The 15,622-nt window shown below is 53.9% G+C and carries 12 protein-coding genes and 1 pseudogene; 4 read left to right on the forward strand and 9 right to left on the reverse strand.

Annotated elements, in window-relative coordinates; translation table 11 throughout:
* Nucleotides 1–12: 12 nt before the first annotated feature.
* The 7 genes and pseudogenes from INT19_RS10390 to INT19_RS10420 all read right to left on the reverse strand — a co-directional run bounded on the left by INT19_RS10390 (nucleotide 13) and on the right by INT19_RS10420 (nucleotide 8,982).
* Nucleotides 13–921, reverse strand: coding sequence for a hypothetical protein (locus tag INT19_RS10390; protein ID WP_193060674.1), 909 nt, complete (start codon nucleotides 919–921; stop codon nucleotides 13–15).
* 86 nt (nucleotides 922–1,007) lie between these two features.
* Nucleotides 1,008–1,856 (reverse strand): annotated as a pseudogene (locus INT19_RS10395) (YifB family Mg chelatase-like AAA ATPase); the annotation flags it as partial.
* 86 nt (nucleotides 1,857–1,942) lie between these two features.
* The gene (locus INT19_RS10400; RefSeq protein WP_193060675.1) at nucleotides 1,943–2,848 is read right to left on the reverse strand and encodes an ABC transporter substrate-binding protein; all 906 of its coding nucleotides are present in this window, start codon (nucleotides 2,846–2,848) and stop codon (nucleotides 1,943–1,945) included.
* Nucleotides 2,849–3,006: 158 nt separating this feature from the next.
* A complete protein-coding gene (locus INT19_RS10405) occupies nucleotides 3,007–5,133 on the reverse strand; it encodes a TonB-dependent siderophore receptor (RefSeq protein WP_193060676.1) in 2,127 nt (708 codons plus the stop codon).
* 168 nt (nucleotides 5,134–5,301) lie between these two features.
* Nucleotides 5,302–6,270 carry a helix-turn-helix transcriptional regulator gene (locus tag INT19_RS10410; RefSeq protein WP_226916747.1) on the reverse strand — a complete coding sequence of 323 codons (969 nt, stop codon included), beginning with the start codon at nucleotides 6,268–6,270 and terminating at the stop codon, nucleotides 5,302–5,304.
* A gap of 49 nt (nucleotides 6,271–6,319) precedes the next feature.
* Complete coding sequence (locus tag INT19_RS10415; RefSeq protein ID WP_226916745.1) at nucleotides 6,320–8,455, reverse strand: TonB-dependent receptor; 2,136 nt, start codon at nucleotides 8,453–8,455, stop codon at nucleotides 6,320–6,322.
* A 185-nt stretch (nucleotides 8,456–8,640) separates the two neighbouring features.
* The gene (locus tag INT19_RS10420) at nucleotides 8,641–8,982 is read right to left on the reverse strand and encodes an accessory factor UbiK family protein (RefSeq protein WP_089040291.1); all 342 of its coding nucleotides are present in this window, start codon (nucleotides 8,980–8,982) and stop codon (nucleotides 8,641–8,643) included.
* A gap of 360 nt (nucleotides 8,983–9,342) precedes the next feature.
* On the opposite strand from INT19_RS10420, the gene INT19_RS10425 reads away from it, so the two are divergent.
* From INT19_RS10425 to glnK, 3 genes are all read left to right on the forward strand, one after another.
* Nucleotides 9,343–9,681, forward strand: a complete 339-nt coding sequence (locus tag INT19_RS10425) for a P-II family nitrogen regulator (protein ID WP_038479487.1) — start codon at nucleotides 9,343–9,345, stop codon at nucleotides 9,679–9,681.
* Nucleotides 9,682–9,726: 45 nt separating this feature from the next.
* Nucleotides 9,727–10,974 carry an ammonium transporter gene (locus INT19_RS10430; RefSeq protein WP_038479484.1) on the forward strand — a complete coding sequence of 416 codons (1,248 nt, stop codon included), beginning with the start codon at nucleotides 9,727–9,729 and terminating at the stop codon, nucleotides 10,972–10,974.
* 203 nt (nucleotides 10,975–11,177) lie between these two features.
* Nucleotides 11,178–11,516 carry a P-II family nitrogen regulator gene (gene glnK, locus INT19_RS10435; protein ID WP_009098335.1) on the forward strand — a complete coding sequence of 113 codons (339 nt, stop codon included), beginning with the start codon at nucleotides 11,178–11,180 and terminating at the stop codon, nucleotides 11,514–11,516.
* A gap of 143 nt (nucleotides 11,517–11,659) precedes the next feature.
* Here the strand turns inward: glnK and INT19_RS10440 are convergent, their stop codons facing one another.
* Nucleotides 11,660–12,436 carry a ferredoxin--NADP reductase gene (locus tag INT19_RS10440; RefSeq protein WP_038479478.1) on the reverse strand — a complete coding sequence of 259 codons (777 nt, stop codon included), beginning with the start codon at nucleotides 12,434–12,436 and terminating at the stop codon, nucleotides 11,660–11,662.
* A gap of 183 nt (nucleotides 12,437–12,619) precedes the next feature.
* Between INT19_RS10440 and INT19_RS10445 the strand changes: the two genes are divergently transcribed.
* Nucleotides 12,620–13,546: a LysR family transcriptional regulator gene (locus INT19_RS10445; RefSeq protein WP_009723195.1), complete on the forward strand. Its 927-nt coding sequence runs from the start codon at nucleotides 12,620–12,622 to the stop codon at nucleotides 13,544–13,546.
* A 20-nt stretch (nucleotides 13,547–13,566) separates the two neighbouring features.
* Here INT19_RS10445 and INT19_RS10450 read toward each other — a convergent pair whose 3' ends face one another.
* A complete protein-coding gene (locus INT19_RS10450; RefSeq protein WP_193060678.1) occupies nucleotides 13,567–15,423 on the reverse strand; it encodes a methyl-accepting chemotaxis protein in 1,857 nt (618 codons plus the stop codon).
* Nucleotides 15,424–15,622: the final 199 nt, after the last annotated feature.

Consider the following 15,622-nt stretch of genomic DNA (forward strand, 5'->3'; position numbering starts at 1 on the left):
ATCCTACATACATTATGCACGAAAACTTTCGGTTAGGCACTTACTAAAAGGCCACGTTGCTGAGATTATCTCCAAGCAAAGATATTTGTTAGGTTCTGATTGTATTTGAACTGCACGTACAGAAAATTTAAAATTGTTAACTAGAAAAGGAATGCCTGCATATATATAAGACTCACCAGTAGCCCTTAAGGCATTAGCATAAATAGCATTAGCTGCTTGAATGCCATGTTCAGAAATAGTGAGATTCGCTGCATTATCAGCAAACTTATCCTTAATTCTCTTTCTTAAAATTACCAACCATTCGTCATCGGAAATTGTTCCAGTTTTTTGTATATTAACAATTCTTTCCCTAGTTGTTGCCCATGGCCCCGTTGTTAATGCTAGTGCGAACTCAGAAGAGGGTGCCATGAGGGCCCTAAAAACTTCGTGGCAAGGGATTATATAGGTACTTTGTGCTTGCTGAATTACAACGCAGTAGCTGTTAGAAAAGTCTTTTCCAAGATTGTATTCTGACTGCCCTATCCAACGGTATGGGAATTCATCTTTCCACCAACTTGGCCTTTCAGGCATGATATCGTTTGCTTTAACAATTCTAGAACTGTTATCTGTTAAATCTGCATTAATATTAATAGTTTGAGCATTAGCGCGACCAATTAGGCGCCCATTTTTGTATATGGTACCTAAAACAAGCTCTGGAACTATTCCCGTATGTGCGCGTACCAGGATCTCTTCACTCAGGCTGGCAGGCTTGCAGATTTCTTGTTTGTTTGGGTTCGAGCTTACTGGACAAAGCTTGACGCCAACAGAGGGGGTTGATGTTCGTCCCTCATGCGATTGGTACCCATCTACCCACCGTATCATCCAGTGGCGACCATCGTGAGGAAATTCTTCAAAATTAGTGATTAGATTTCGACTAGCCATGCAAATATTAGCACCTATTTTTTTCTTAAGTGCAGTATGCCAGTCGTGCAGTTTTTTGTTTAGTCGTTTTTATTAATGTAATTCACACCTCCCCCCACTAACGCGGCGGCGCTGGCGCTGTGGTGGGGCTGGCGAAAAGGGCGCTGGCCCCAGTCTGCTTCAAGCGGTAGCCCACAGACTGAACGTACAGCGGCCACCTGCAGCGCATCGTCTTCGCAAAGCGGCGGCAAAATGCCCGGTAAGCGGCTAGCGAGCATGGTTTTTCCGGTGCCAGGAGGCCCTGCTAGCAGCAAGTTATGGCCACCAGCGGCCGCCACTTCCAGTGCGCGGCGTGCCTGCTGCTGGCCGCGCACGTCGGCTAAGTCGGCAATGGGGGCCGTGGATCTCACCGAGGCAGACAGTTGGTGGGGCGATATTTTCTCTTGTCCCAGCAAGTGAGCAACGACCTGCCATAGGGTGTCGGCAGGTAAAACCGGTAAGTCGCCCGCTAACGCGGCTTCGTCGGCACAGGCGCGGGGAATAATCAGTGCTTTGTTGACGCGCCGTGTGGCGAGAGCAAAGGGTAATACGCCGGGCACGGCGCGTAGTTTGCCATCCAATGCCAGTTCACCTGCGCACTCCATGCCTTCTAGCGCATCTACTGGAATCTGGCCAGAGGCGGCCAGAATGCCGAGCGCAATCGGCAAATCGAAGCGGCCGCCCTCTTTAGGTAGGTCGGCGGGGGCAAGGTTGAGGGTAATGCGCTTGGTGTTGGGGAAATCAAACCCGGCATTGATGAGCGCGCTGCGCACCCGCTCTCGGCTCTCTTTGACGGCGGTTTCTGGCAGCCCCACCAGCGTTAGTCCCGGCAAGCCGTTGGCTAGATGTACCTCGACATGCACGGCGGGTGCTTCCAGCCCAACCCCTGCGCGCGTGGCCACAATGGCTAGTGTCATGGCGCCCCCTCGCTAGTTTTTTATTCCTGAGATAACCCTACGTTAATTGGAACGTTTAAAAATAGCGTGCGCCTGGAAAACTGACCTTAGTTAACAGTTGAGTCGGTTACTTGAGCTGGGCTGCCTGCCGACAGTGCAGCAAACAACTCCCTTGCAAAACGCTGGGCGGAGGGCAGTGCGCCGAAGCTCCATACCGGCGGTAGACGGACTATCCTGTCATGCCTGACGCTGGGGAGTTGCTGCCACAGGCCGCTGTTTGCGAGCTGCTCTTCGGCTCCGATGGGCAGTGGGTCGATGATCACCAGCGTTGCTTCTGGGTAGCGCGCCAGCGTTTCAATCCCCGCTAGTGCAAACCCCCAGGCATTGGTGGGTTGATCCCAGGCATTGGGCAGCTCAAGTTGCTCCAGCACGGCGTTATATAAGCTGTTTTCCCCAAACACCCGCACGTGGCGGGCATCCATAAACTGTACCATCAGCAGCGGCGCAGTTTCAGACTGAGAAAGGGGGCGAGATTCGCGCAGCGTGGTCATCAACGTTTGGGTCTCTTCAATAAGCTGCTCGGCCTGGGGCTGGTGCCCGGTTAACTCGCCCAGCTCACGGGTCAGGGTTTGCATCTCTTGCCAGGTATCGGTGCCGGGCAAGTAGAGCGAGAATGAAGTGACCGGGGCAATGCGCTCCAGGCGCGGTGTTAAACCGGAAAACATGGGCGAGATCAGCGTCTGTTCCGGAGGCACTTGGGCCAGTAGTTCTAAATTAGGCTGGGTGCGTAGCCCCATATCGGTGGCAGTGTCGGGTATCTGTGGCTCGCCCACCCACTGGTGATAATCACTCTGTTGAGCAACGCTGCTAACTGGCGCATCAATGGCCAGTAGTGTTTCAGCGATGGTCCAATTCACCGTGGCCCACTGCGCCTGGGCAGTGGAAACGCTCAGCATACAAACGGCGAACAGCCCGCAGCGCGCGAGCAAAGAGAACAGGTTAGTGTGGCGCATGGTGGTGAGAGGCTATCCAGAAAATAAGAACTGTATTTAAACGATAATATTTATTGTTTGCAAACTTGTCTTCAAGGAAAAATGCCCAGGCACAGCGGCCTGGGCAGATATGTTAACGATTACGTAATGATTCTTAGCCAAGGGCTTAAAACGGAAGTTTAGAAACGGTAGTGAACACTGGCGGTCACACCGCGTTCGGCGCCGAAGTAGCAGTACTCCAGCGAGTTGCAGGAGGCCACGTACTCCTTATCCAGCAGGTTGTTCACATTGAGGCGCGTTTCCACCCCTTCCACGCCGAGCTGGCTTAGATCGTAGCCAATGGTGGCATCCACCAGGGTGTAGTCAGGGACGGTTTCGGTGTTGGCTCGATCGGCGGCAATATCCGCATAGTGGCGTACGCCAACACCGACATCCACGCCGTTTAGCCAGCCCTTATTGGCCTCGTAGTGGCCCCACAGCTGTACTTGGTGGCGTGGGGAGTAAATCGCGTTGTTACCCTGGTTGCCATCATCGCTTTTGGCGTAGGTGATGTCGGTGAAGCTATAGCCTGCCTGAACCGAGAGGGTATCCGTTAGCTGGGTTTGTGCCTCCAGCTCCAGTCCTTGGGATTCAATTTCACCTACCGCGCGATAAGGGTCGGATGGCTGCACCTTGGTCGCGACGTTCTCTTGGCTGATATGGAACAGCGCCGCGCTGAATTGGCTGGCGCTGCCGTTAGGCTGGAGTTTTAAGCCGGCCTCCCACTGTTCGCCTTCCATTGGTTGAAGCAGGTCGCCACTCTCATCCACAAAACTAGTAGGGGTGAAGGCGGTGGAGTAGCTCAGGTAGGGCGCTACTCCATTGTCAAACAGGTAGACCACACCGGCGCGGCCGCTGAACTGGGTGTCGCTAAGTGAACTGGTGTCACCGCTATCGCGGTTGGTATTGTCGATATTCACCCAGTCGTAGCGGCCGCCTAGCGTGAAGCGCCAGTTATCGACGGCGATTTGATCCTGTAGATAAACGCCGGTTTGATCAATCTCGTGGCGCTCACGGGTAGGTGCGTAAAATTCAATCGGCCCGCTGCCATAGACAGGGTTAAAGGCATTGATGGGGTGGAAATACCCAGTGGGCCACGATACGTCGTTTTCCCGCTGTTGATAATCGACCCCGACAAGCAGTGTGTGATCCATAAAGCCGCTGCTGACGGTGGCTTCAAGCTGATTGTCGATAGTCCAAGCTTCCAGGGACTCATCACTGCCAGAATAGTAGCGGGTTAGTTCATCAGAGGTGGGTGACGTCCAGCCATAGCCGTAGACTTGATTCAGCACCACATCGGAATTGAGGTAACGCAGTAGCTGGCGACCCGTTACGTCGTCATTAAAGCGATGTTCCAGAGTATAGCCAGCCATGCGCTGAGTACGCTCGTAGGCGTTGTAGTCATCTTCGCCATCAAAGAAGTTGTTACTGATCTGCTTGCCGTTTCTGGGTACTACCGCTCCTTCATAGGGCACGCCGGAGTGGTAACCGCCTTCGGGTTCATCCTGTAGATAGGCCTCAACCGTTAGGCTGGTGTCGTCGGTGATATCCCAGGTTAGCCGCGGCGCAATGGCATAGCGCTCCTCTTCGGCGGGGCCAAACTGGGTGTCGGCGGTGCTGGCAATGCCGGTCAGGCGAAACGCTACTCGCTGCTCTGCGCCAATTGGCCCAGTGAGGTCAAAGGCGGCACTGCGCTGGTTATTATTGCCTACCCGAAAACGTAGCTCACCGCCTGGTTCAAACTCAGGGCGCTTACTGTTTAGCGCCACCACACCACCCGGCGACGCGCGGCCATAGAGCACCGAGGCAGGCCCGCGCACCACTTCAATGCTGTCTAAAAACCACGGATCGATGCGCATACTGCTATGGGAGTTGGCATCGCCCATCACTTTAAGACCATCTAAGAAGGTATTACTCAAGCTGCCGTCAGAAAAGCCCCGTAGTACCAGGTAGTCGAAGCGGTTGGAGGCGCCCACCTGATTGCTGTAAACACCGGGCGTATAGTCGGTGGCGCGCTGAACGGTGTCTACCCCACGGTGTTCCATTTGTTCGCGGGTAATCGTAGACACGCTTTGCGGCGTTTCAATAAAAGGGGTGGTGACTTTAGTGGCCGCCTGCTGGGCGGTTACCGTCACAGTGCCTAGCGCTGTACTTTCCAGAGTACTTTCCTGCGCACTTGCCTGAGCGTAAACCGAGGGTGCCGTGAGTGCCGCGATAACAGCGGCACTGAGTGGAGAGCGTAAAAGACGGCGAGGCGTAAAAGACATGGAGGTATACCTGCAATGAGAAGCAATTAACCAATGTGTTAATGAGAATTATTGCGTTTAATTGCTTTGGAAAGGTATGCGCTATGACAAAGAGGTTATGCGCACTGCCAAAAAATGCAGAGTAGGGGAACTTACGGCAAGACGTTATGGGTAGTTATGGATAGTACGTTAGCGACACTTGAAGACCTCATGCGGCGTGACACCAAAGGCCCGCTTATATGCCGTAGCAAAGTTGCTGGCGTGGCGGTAGCCGCAGGCGTGGGCAGTTTGCTGCACGCTATAACCTTTGCGTAAGTACGCCTGAGCTTGGGTCAGGCGACAACGCCGTAGGTAGTCGAATATCGAGCAGCCGTAACAGCGCTGGAACTTGGTGCGTAGGCTACTAGGGCTCATAGCGGCATTTCGGGCCAACTGCTCCAGCCGGTAATGCTGGTTGGGATAATGTTCGAGCTGCTGGCGCAAGCGCTCCAGACGTTGGTGATCGCGATGAGAAAGGTCCGGAGGGGGGCCATCTTGTGTGTTTTTGTCGCCGGTTTCCAGGCAAGCGGCAGGCAGGCCATGAGCGAGTAACTGGAGCGCGAGGCCTTGCCATAATAGGCACTGCCGTTCTGCTGACCAGTTCGAAGCCAGTGCTGTTTCTAGGCTATGGCGAAGGAGCGGCGGTACTTGCCAAGTGTGTAGCACTGGGGTGGCTGGAGGGGCAACGCTGATGGGCGAGGAAGAGAGAGACTCGAGGCCATCTAGAATCGACACGTTGAGGGTGCGTAAGCGTTGTGGTGCCGGCTGGAAGACCTCAAGCCCGGTCTGCTGATTGAAGTGCGCACTGAAGGCGTCGCCAGCCTGTAATTGAAATGACTGGTGGCCGAGCCCCACGTGAATGCAGCCCTCAAGTATCACACTGAGAAACCACGGAGCGGTACGACGGGAGGTGGAGGCATAAGCGTGCAGAACATCAAGATCTGAGTGCGTCACGCGTAGGGCTGGGGTGATCTCGAAATCGATCACACGCCCGCGAGCCACGTAAGGCGATGGGGAGTGGTCAGGCGCTTCGGGAAAGCGGTAATCGATCCCGAAGCGCTGACCAAGGGCCAGCAGGTCATAGGTGGTGAGTGGCGCGAGTGTGTCGAGTGTCGCCATTCCCATTACCTCGCTGTTGAGCGGCTGCCTGCGAGTAGCGGGGCGGTGCTTAATACGCCATCGACCAGTTCAGGGTGTAAGTACGTCCGCGCCCTTGATAGTCGTAGAGGTATTCTGGACCGTAGTAGGGCGAATAGAACATAGCGGCCCGCTGGCCCCAGACGGTGGAGTACTGATCATCGAGTAGGTTCTGTATGCCCAGACTCACGGTGCCAAAATCGGTCTCCTGGCTGAGCGATAGATCGAGGGTGGTGTTGCCGTCGATCTCACGATCCGCGTCGTCTTTCAGATCGAAAGTATGGCTGGCTTGCAAGCGCGCCGAACGCACGTAGTCGGTCCAGCCGATAAAGGCCGTTGAAGAGGAGAGCGATGCATAGCGGGCGTCACGCTTCTCCCACTCCCCTTGGCTGTTCTCCTGCTCGGAACGCACTAAGTGTAGAGTGCCGCCGACCTCCAGGCCGTTGTCGAAGTAACGGGTTACCGCGCTCTCTAGGCCAAAGTCGCGTTTCTTTTCGTCCACTACGCTGACGCTCAGATCCTGGGCGTTCTCTACTGCCTTGTCCGACCAAGCGTAGTAGAGTGCCGTTTGAGCCATCCAGTTACCCCCCTGGTAGCGCCAGCCTAGCTCCACCTGATCTGTCTCGATGGCAGATAGAGGGTTGTTATTGACACTCACCTCGGGGCTCTTGCCGTAGTATTTGGCGGGATCTGGCAGCTCGAAGCCCTGGCTAAACTGCAGCCAGTTCTGGTGACCGTTGCCGTAATCGTAGAGGACGCTGGCATTCAATAGCGTGGCTTCGTAATCGTTCTTACCGCCGGGAATACCCTGGAAATCGCCCACTTCGACATCCATATGCTGCTGCCGCAACCCTGCGGAGAGCTTAAGCGCCTGGGTGGCCTGCCAGTCACCTTGGACGAAGCCCGAAAGCCCGTCCACCTGATAGCCTGGGTAGCGGGGCTCAACGCCCGAAGCCTGCTGCACCAAACCTCCGGTGGCATCTGATACATCGGTATTAAACAGCATCTGGCTGGCATCGAATTTTTCGCGATCCAGGTCGAGCCCATAGGTCAATGAAATGTCATCACCCAGGCGCGACTCAAACAGCGCTTTAATACCGCTTAAATCAGTATTTTGTTGCGATGCACGAAACTGCAGGCCATCCGAGACAGGGTAAGGAAAGGCCTGGAAGCTGGATTCCTCTTCTCGATGGAAGGCCTGTAGATAGAAGTTTTGTCCCCATAGGTTAGCGTGGTGATAGTTGACGTTGACCAGCTTGCGGTCGGTTTCCGGGTCGCGCTGTGAACGGTAGCCGTCGCGAATCTCGGCATCGTTCAAGTTGGGCGTGGCTGCGTCGAGGTTGGGAAAGTAAACCCCCCGGTTACCTTCGTAACCGGAACGATACAGCTGGGCGCCCAGTTCCAGGCTCTGTTCATCGGTCAAACGGAACGAGAGGTTGCCCAATACATCAATGCTGCGATTGTCCTGCAGGTCGGTCTGGGCAATATCGGGAAAGATCTCCTGACCACTGCCGTCATAGTGACGGCCGTTGTCCACAATGGAGGTACCCAGATAGCCCTGAACCCGCTCATTGCCGCCGCTGATCGATTGCGACAGACGTCGATCCATATCATCGCTGTTGTTGAAGCCTGTGGTGATGCCTGCTTCGGTGCGCCAGTTCAGGCCTTCTTCGCCTTTGCGCGTAATGATATTGATCAAGCCCCCCGTAGCACCGCCGCCATACAGGCTGCTGGCGCCGGAAAGCACTTCTACACGCTCAATATTGAAGGGATCGATGGCATCGAACTGACGGGAAAGCCCACGCGAACTGTTCAGAGATACGCCATCGATAAGCACCTGCACGCCCCGACCACGCATGTTTTGCCCATAATTGGTGCGCCCTTGCGGTGCTAGATCCAGCCCCGGCACAAGTTGCCCCAAAGCCGTCTTTAGGTCTGCACCATTGCGGGTCTGCTGTTGCAGCATCTCTTTATCAATCACCCATACCGCGCCAGGTATCTGACTGATCTGGGTTGGGGTGCGGGAGCCAACCACCACCATGGTATCTCCAGCGTTTGCGTTTAGCGTGGATCCAGACGTTGTGTTTTGGGCGAAAACAGCGCCGGAAAAGCCTAGTAATAGACCCGTGCCAATGAGTGTAGCCGTTGAAGAAGACCAGTCAGACATGGTGAACAATCCGCGAGCAGTTAGGGAGTAGGAGGCGGAGAGTATCACCACAACAATCAAAGTCAATGATATTGATTCGTGTTTATTAAGTGGGTATGACGCTCTTTACGTCATCAACATCAACGTATTAAGCCACCACTTAGTCGGCAATAGGCGTCGTCAACCTATTGCCGTCCGTTCTGGATTTAGGCGGGCTTGTCATCCTCTGAACCATCACTGTTCGGTTCAGGAGCGGGGGTTGGTGGTGCTTCTGCTTCAATGGGGGAAGGGCTCGTTGAGGTAGACGCTTCCACGGCGGCCTCAAGGCTGGCCACTTGGCGCTCTAGAGCTTCAACGCGTGAGCGGGTGCGCTGCAATACATCCATCAAAATATCAAAGTCTTCCCGTGACACCAGCTCCAGCCTGTCAAAGGCACCACGCACTACCTGCTGTACGCCTTTTTGAATATCTTCCGGGGCTTGGGAGGCGTTCTGTAAACGATCCCCAATTTGCTGGGCTAAACGGCTAATGCGATCTTGAGGCGCCATCGCTCTCTCCTTAAATGACCACGCATAAATGTGCACTGCTTACTAATAAGGATACGCAACCCGCCGTCGATGCGCATGCATCGTTTGCAAATTAGCCTCTGGCCTCTCTTTATCGGCGGGGTGCATCGAAGGAGTGCATCGAAATAGAGCGCCGCGTTTTTATTCATGTTCTTTTATGGTGCAAGCGGGCAGTGGCGGCGGCTACTAAGTCTTCCTTGCCACCGAAAAACCTTAATTTTTATAAAACAAACTGCTGACTTATAAGAAAAAAAAGTTGGGTGGCACGGTATGCGCATTAACGAGATAAGCAGTTAATTCGGGCGGCGCTGCCGCTACCTAATCCAGCAGGGGAGATCCGGGATGAAACTCATCACCGCTATCATCAAGCCATTCAAACTTGACGACGTTCGTGAAGCGCTCGCTGACAACGGCGTTCAGGGCATCACGGTGACTGAAGTTAAAGGCTTCGGTCGTCAAAAGGGGCATACCGAGCTGTATCGGGGGGCAGAGTACGTCGTCGACTTTCTACCCAAGGTAAAAGTTGAAGTGGCCGTGGACGACACCCGGTTAGAGAGCGTATTGGAAGCGATCTGTAGCGCAGCTAACAGCGGCAAGATCGGTGACGGCAAGGTGTTTGTGACACCGCTTGAAGACGTTATTCGGATTCGGACAGGCGAACGCGGTGCAGACGCCGTTTGAAGCTGTTTTTTCGGATCATTTCTATAGTTCAACGGGGAACTTAAAATGAATGAGTTGACTGATCTGAGCTACGCGCTCGACACGTTTTACTTCCTAATTTGCGGCGTGCTCGTCATGTGGATGGCCGCTGGCTTCTCAATGCTTGAGGCTGGCTTGGTACGTTCGAAAAACACCGCCGAGATTCTGACCAAAAATATCGCGCTGTTTGCGATTGCCTGCACCATGTACTTGCTGGTGGGTTACTACATTATGTATTCCAGCAGCGCGGGTGGCTTCCTACCCAACCTTGGTTTCTTGATTGGCGCTGAAAACAGCGTGGATGCAGTGACCGCAGGCGGTGATGATGCGCCTTACTACTCAATGCGCTCTGACTTTTTCTTCCAGGTAGTGTTTGTGGCCACAGCCATGTCGATTGTGTCTGGTGCGGTTGCTGAGCGCATGAAGCTGTGGGCATTCCTGGCCTTCGCAGTAGTGATGACAGCCTTTATTTATCCGGTGTCTGGCTACTGGACGTGGGGCGGCGGCTGGTTGTCTGAAGTCGGCTATTCCGATTACGCGGGTTCCGGCATTGTTCACTTAGCGGGTGCCGCGGCTGCCTTAGCGGGTGTATTGGTGCTTGGCCCACGTAAAGGTAAGTACGGTAAAGATGGGTCTATCCACGCGATTCCAGGCGCCAACATGCCGCTGGCCACACTGGGTACTTTTATCCTTTGGATGGGTTGGTTCGGTTTCAACGGCGGCTCTGAACTGAAAATGTCCGACATCAGCTCTGCCAACAACGTTGCTCAAGTGTTTGTTAACACTAATGCGGCGGCTGCCGGTGGCGTGCTTGCCGCACTGATTCTTGCCAAACTGTGGTTCCGTAAAGCGGACCTTACCATGGCGCTTAACGGTGCACTGGCTGGTCTTGTCGCGATTACTGCGGATCCTCTGTCGCCTTCTGCGCTAGGCGCTGCGGTGATTGGAGCGGTGGGTGGCTTGATCGTTGTCGCTGCGATCGTCACGCTGGACAAACTGAAGCTTGATGATCCGGTCGGTGCTATCTCGGTACACGGTGTGGTGGGTATCTGGGGCGTGCTGGCGGTTCCGCTGACCAATGGCGACGCTTCTTTCGGCGCACAGCTGATCGGTATCGTTGGTATCTTTGGCTGGGTATTCGTTGCCAGCCTAGTGGTGTGGCTGGTGCTGAAAGCCATCATGGGTATCCGCGTTAGCGAAGAAGAAGAGTATGAAGGTGTCGATATTGCTGAGTGCGGTCTTGAAGCCTATCCTGAATTTAGCGTTAAGAAATAAGCTTACGCTAATGAAATGAGCTGGCGTGCTCTTTTGGCCTCCCCTAACGGGAGGCCTTTTTGCCTTAGTGCATTGTTACAATCCATAGGCGCTGATTTTTTATTCTCTGCCTGTAGCGGTGTATGCTTAACGCTAACGGGCTTGGCTAACAGCAGTGTCCCGCCAACCTTTAATAAAAGGCCACCAAGCTAGAGGATGTCGCAATGAAATTGATCTCAGCCATTATCAAGCCGTTTAAGCTTGATGACGTACGCGAATCGCTCTCTGATATCGGCGTGCAGGGCATTACGGTAACGGAAGTGAAGGGCTTTGGCCGTCAGAAAGGTCACACAGAGCTATATCGTGGTGCAGAGTACGTGGTGGATTTTCTGCCCAAAGTAAAGCTAGAAGTTGCGGTAGATGACGATATGGCGGAACAGGTTATTGATGCCATTACGCAGGTTGCCAATACCGGCAAAATCGGCGATGGCAAAATCTTTGTTATGCCGCTGGAGCAGGTGATTCGTATTCGTACCGGCGAAACCGGTAAAGACGCGGTTTAATCGCGACGGGTGCTTCGCAGCCTAAAATTACCAAAACGCCCCGCTAAGCGGCCTGCTTAGCGGGGCGTTGCGTTGTTACTTACGAGTTGGCAAACCTTTCCTTGCCTTCTATTTCTGACTCTTCACTTCTTACTTTTCACCCCTTACTTCTCAACAAAGGCACGCTCAATCACGTAATCGCCCGGCTCGCCCATCCGCGGGGAAATATTCAGGCCCAATTCGTCTAGCAGCGCGCTAGTGTCGTCGAGCATGGCGGGGCTGCCGCAAATCATCGCGCGGTCTTGGCGCGGATCAATCGGCGGAAGACCGGTATCTTCAAACAGCTTGCCGCTGCGAATGTGATCGGTTAGGCGTCCCATGGTGTGGAATTCTTCACGGGTAACCGTGGGGTAGTACACCAGCTTCTCGGCAATCTCTTCGCCTAAATACTCGTGAGCAGGCAGCTCTTTGGTAATAAAGTCGGCATAGGCAAGTTCAGATACTTCGCGTACGCCATGCACCAGCACAACTTTTTCAAAGCGCTCGTACACTTCTGGGTCTTGGATCAGGCTCATAAACGGTGCAAGGCCTGTTCCGGTGGAAAGCATGTAAAGGTTGCGGCCGGGAAGCAGGTCATCGCATACCAGCGTGCCCGTAGGCTTGCGGCTGACCATAATTTGGTCGCCAACTTGAAGGTGCTGCAAGCGCGAGGTGAGCGGGCCATCGGGTACTTTGATGCTGAAAAATTCCAGATGGTCTTCGTAGTTGGGGCTGGCGATGGAGTAAGCACGCATCAGCGGTTTGCCGTTCACTTCCAGGCCAATCATCACAAACTGACCATTTTTGAAGCGTAGGCTACGCTCGCGAGTGGTGCGGAAGCTGAACAGGGTGTCGTTCCAGTGGTGAACGCTGAGGACTTCTTCCAGGGCAAACTTGCTCATGCTAACTCCTCCAATGGGCAGAGTGGCCTAAGCCTCGTCTGCCATATTCTAAAAAAGCATAAAAAATGGCTAAATATGTTGCTACTAATTCTAAATAAAGAGAGATATATCTGTTAAGCGAATTATACTGATAACACTTATCTAAAGAATAGATATGTCGCCGAAACAAGATAGGTTGTCTCTATGCATTACACCCTGCGCCAGTTGGAAGTCTTTGTGGCCGTCGCCCAGCACGAAAGTGTTTCTCAGGCGGCGCGTGCCCTCGCTATGTCCCAATCTGCTACCAGTACGTCGCTAGCGGAGCTTGAGCGTCAGTTTGACTGCCAGCTTCTCGACCGCATGGGCAAACGGCTGAAGCTTAATGCGTTGGGCTTTCAACTGTTGCCAAAAGCGGTGGCCTTGCTGGACAGGGCCGAAGAGGTAGAGGAACTGTTGCGCGGCCAGCAGGGCGTAGGCGCATTGGACGTGGGTGCAACGCTAACCATTGGCAATTATCTAGCCACTCTGTTGATCAGCGATTTTATGCAGCGCTACCCAGGCAGTCGGGTGCGGTTGGCGGTGCGTAACACGCGCCACATTATTGAGAGTGTGCGCCAGCACTCGCTTGATTTAGGGCTGATTGAAGGGCAGTGCGACGACGATATGATTATTAGTCAGCCATGGGTAGAGGATGAGCTGTGCGTCTTCTGCTCACCGCGCCACCCGTTGGCGGGTCGCGAGCATCTTGAGCTGGAACAACTGTTGCGTGAAGACTGGATTATGCGCGAGGAGGGTTCTGGCACCCGCATGACTCTTGAGCACGCCGCGCGGCATCGGCGTAGTCGGTTTAATACCCTGTTGGAGCTTGAGCATACCGAGGGTATTAAGCGGGCAGTAGAATCAGGCCTGGGGATTGGCTGCGTTTCCAGGCTAGCACTGCGTGATGCTTTCCGGCGTGGCAGCTTAGTGCCTCTGCCAACACCGGAATTAGACTTAAAACGTCAGTTTACTTTCATCTGGCACCGCCACAAGTACCTTACCACGGGGGTGCGCGAGTTCTTGCGACTTTGCCGCGAGATGACCGCGGGTGCCAAGCGCAGTGATGATATTCCACTGCCGCCGATTCCTTAGTCACTCAATACGATAGTCACTCAATACGATGGCAAAACGTTGGGCGAGTTGACGGTTAGGGGAGCCGAAGGGTGTCGAGACAGCTTAAAGCTGCTGATGGTGCCCTTCAGATGATCAGCTTGCTCTTTCAGCTGTTCAGCGGCAGTGGTGGACTCTTCCACCATGGCAGCATTCTCCTGGGTCATACGGTCAAGTTCAGACACGGCGATATTGATCTGTTTAATACCATCGCTCTGCTCACTCGTGGCGGAGTTGATTTCCTCCAACACATCGGTAACGCGAGTGATATGAGCGACAATGTCCTGCATGGTTGCGCCCGCGTTTTGCACTAATGCGGTACCGTTATTCACTCTGCTTTGTGAGTCTTCAATGAGTTTTTGAATATCGTTGGCGGCTTCACTACTGCGCCCTGCTAATTTGCGTACTTCATCAGCAACGACCGCAAAACCACGGCCATGCTCCCCTGCCCGGGCGGCTTCTACGGAAGCGTTAAGGGCCAGCAAGTTGGTTTGGAAGGCAATACTGTTCATTAGCGTGACGATTTCGCCAATTTTATGGGAGGCCTGGGAAATATCTTCCATCGTGGTAACCACATTGGCGACCACTTGCCCGCCTTCTTTCGCTACTTTCGAGGCCGTTTGAGAGAGTTTGTTGGCCTCTTGGGCCGAGGCAGCGGTGTGCTCTACGGTGCTGGTTATCTGTTCGACTGAGGCAGAAGTCTGCTGCAGGCTAGAAGCTGCGTTATCGGTACGGCGGGATAGATCCTGGCCGCCCAAGGCAATTTCGTTAGCGGCATGGTGCACCGATTCACTGCTGGTGCGTACATCGACCAATACCGCTTCCATTTTGCCTACAAAGCGGTTGAAAGCACCGCAGATCTGAGCTACTTCATCACTGCCCTGTTCGGGAAGTCGGCGGGTTAGATCACCTTCGCCGCTGGCAATGTCATCCAGGGCATCACGCGCCCGTTCTAGGCCAGCGAAAGTACGTTTGAGCCACAGGCTCAACAGCAGCGCCGTGACAGCAATGATGGCGATTAGCGTCAACAGTGAAGATTTGAGGATGGCCCGCAGCCCTGCAGTAGCTTCATGCTCGTCTAGTGCCACGCCGAGTTCCCAGTCGGTTCCTGCGATGGGGGTCACTGAGAGTCGCTTATCCAGGCCATCGACTTCAATAGGCTCCCACGCGTCTTGCGCAGCACTTAGTTGTTCGATGGACGCAGGGGACAGGGTGTCGCTAATTCGACTCAGCGGTTTGAGCGTCAGTGCAGTGTCGGGGTGAGCAATGACTGTTTCGCCACCGCTACTTAGAAAGGCGAAACTCGAAGGCGTTGGCCGAATAGCGTTGACCTGACTGACTAGGTTGTCGATGACGACATCGCCGCCGATCACCCCATACAAACGGCCATTACGCTTGACTGGCGTAGCAAAGCTAACCACTAGCTGATTGCTATTAGCGTCCACGTAAGGCAGCGAGACGATAGTACGATCCTGCTTTGTTGCTGCTTGGTACCAGTCGCGCTGGCGTGGATCAAAATCACTGTCTGGTACCCAGCCATCGGACGAAAGGTGGCTACCATCGGCTTGGCCGAAAAATGCCGTTAGGAAACCGCCTGACTCTGCTACCTGAATGAGTGGCGCAAGCGGGTCATTATCGATCACTGGCGTGCGCGCGGCTTCTAGTATGGCGGCTCGGGCATCAACCCACTCCTCAATGGCCAGGGCGTTACCCTGTGCAATTGAGGCCAACTGCTGAGTTACCTGCTGGTCATTATGTGTTTGCAGGGTCAGGTAGCTGACTGAGGCATTAATAGTCAGTGCTAGCGTAATTACCATTAATGTGATGATAAGAATACGCAAGCGTAGGGACGACAGCATGAATATAGTCTCGCTAGTTAGGAAAGCTAAGGCCTGAAATAGGCCACTTTGTAGGTACTATCTGTTACGTACTATCTGTTACGTACTATCTGATAAGTACTATCTGATAAGTACTATCTGCAGCCCTACTATCGGCACCAATGATTACGACTTTAGGCGTATGCTTAAGATCGTGTAGTTATCGGTTCGCAAGGGGGAG

It is taken from the genome of Halomonas sp. 3A7M, from assembly GCF_014897875.1.
Lineage (GTDB): Bacteria > Pseudomonadota > Gammaproteobacteria > Pseudomonadales > Halomonadaceae > Vreelandella.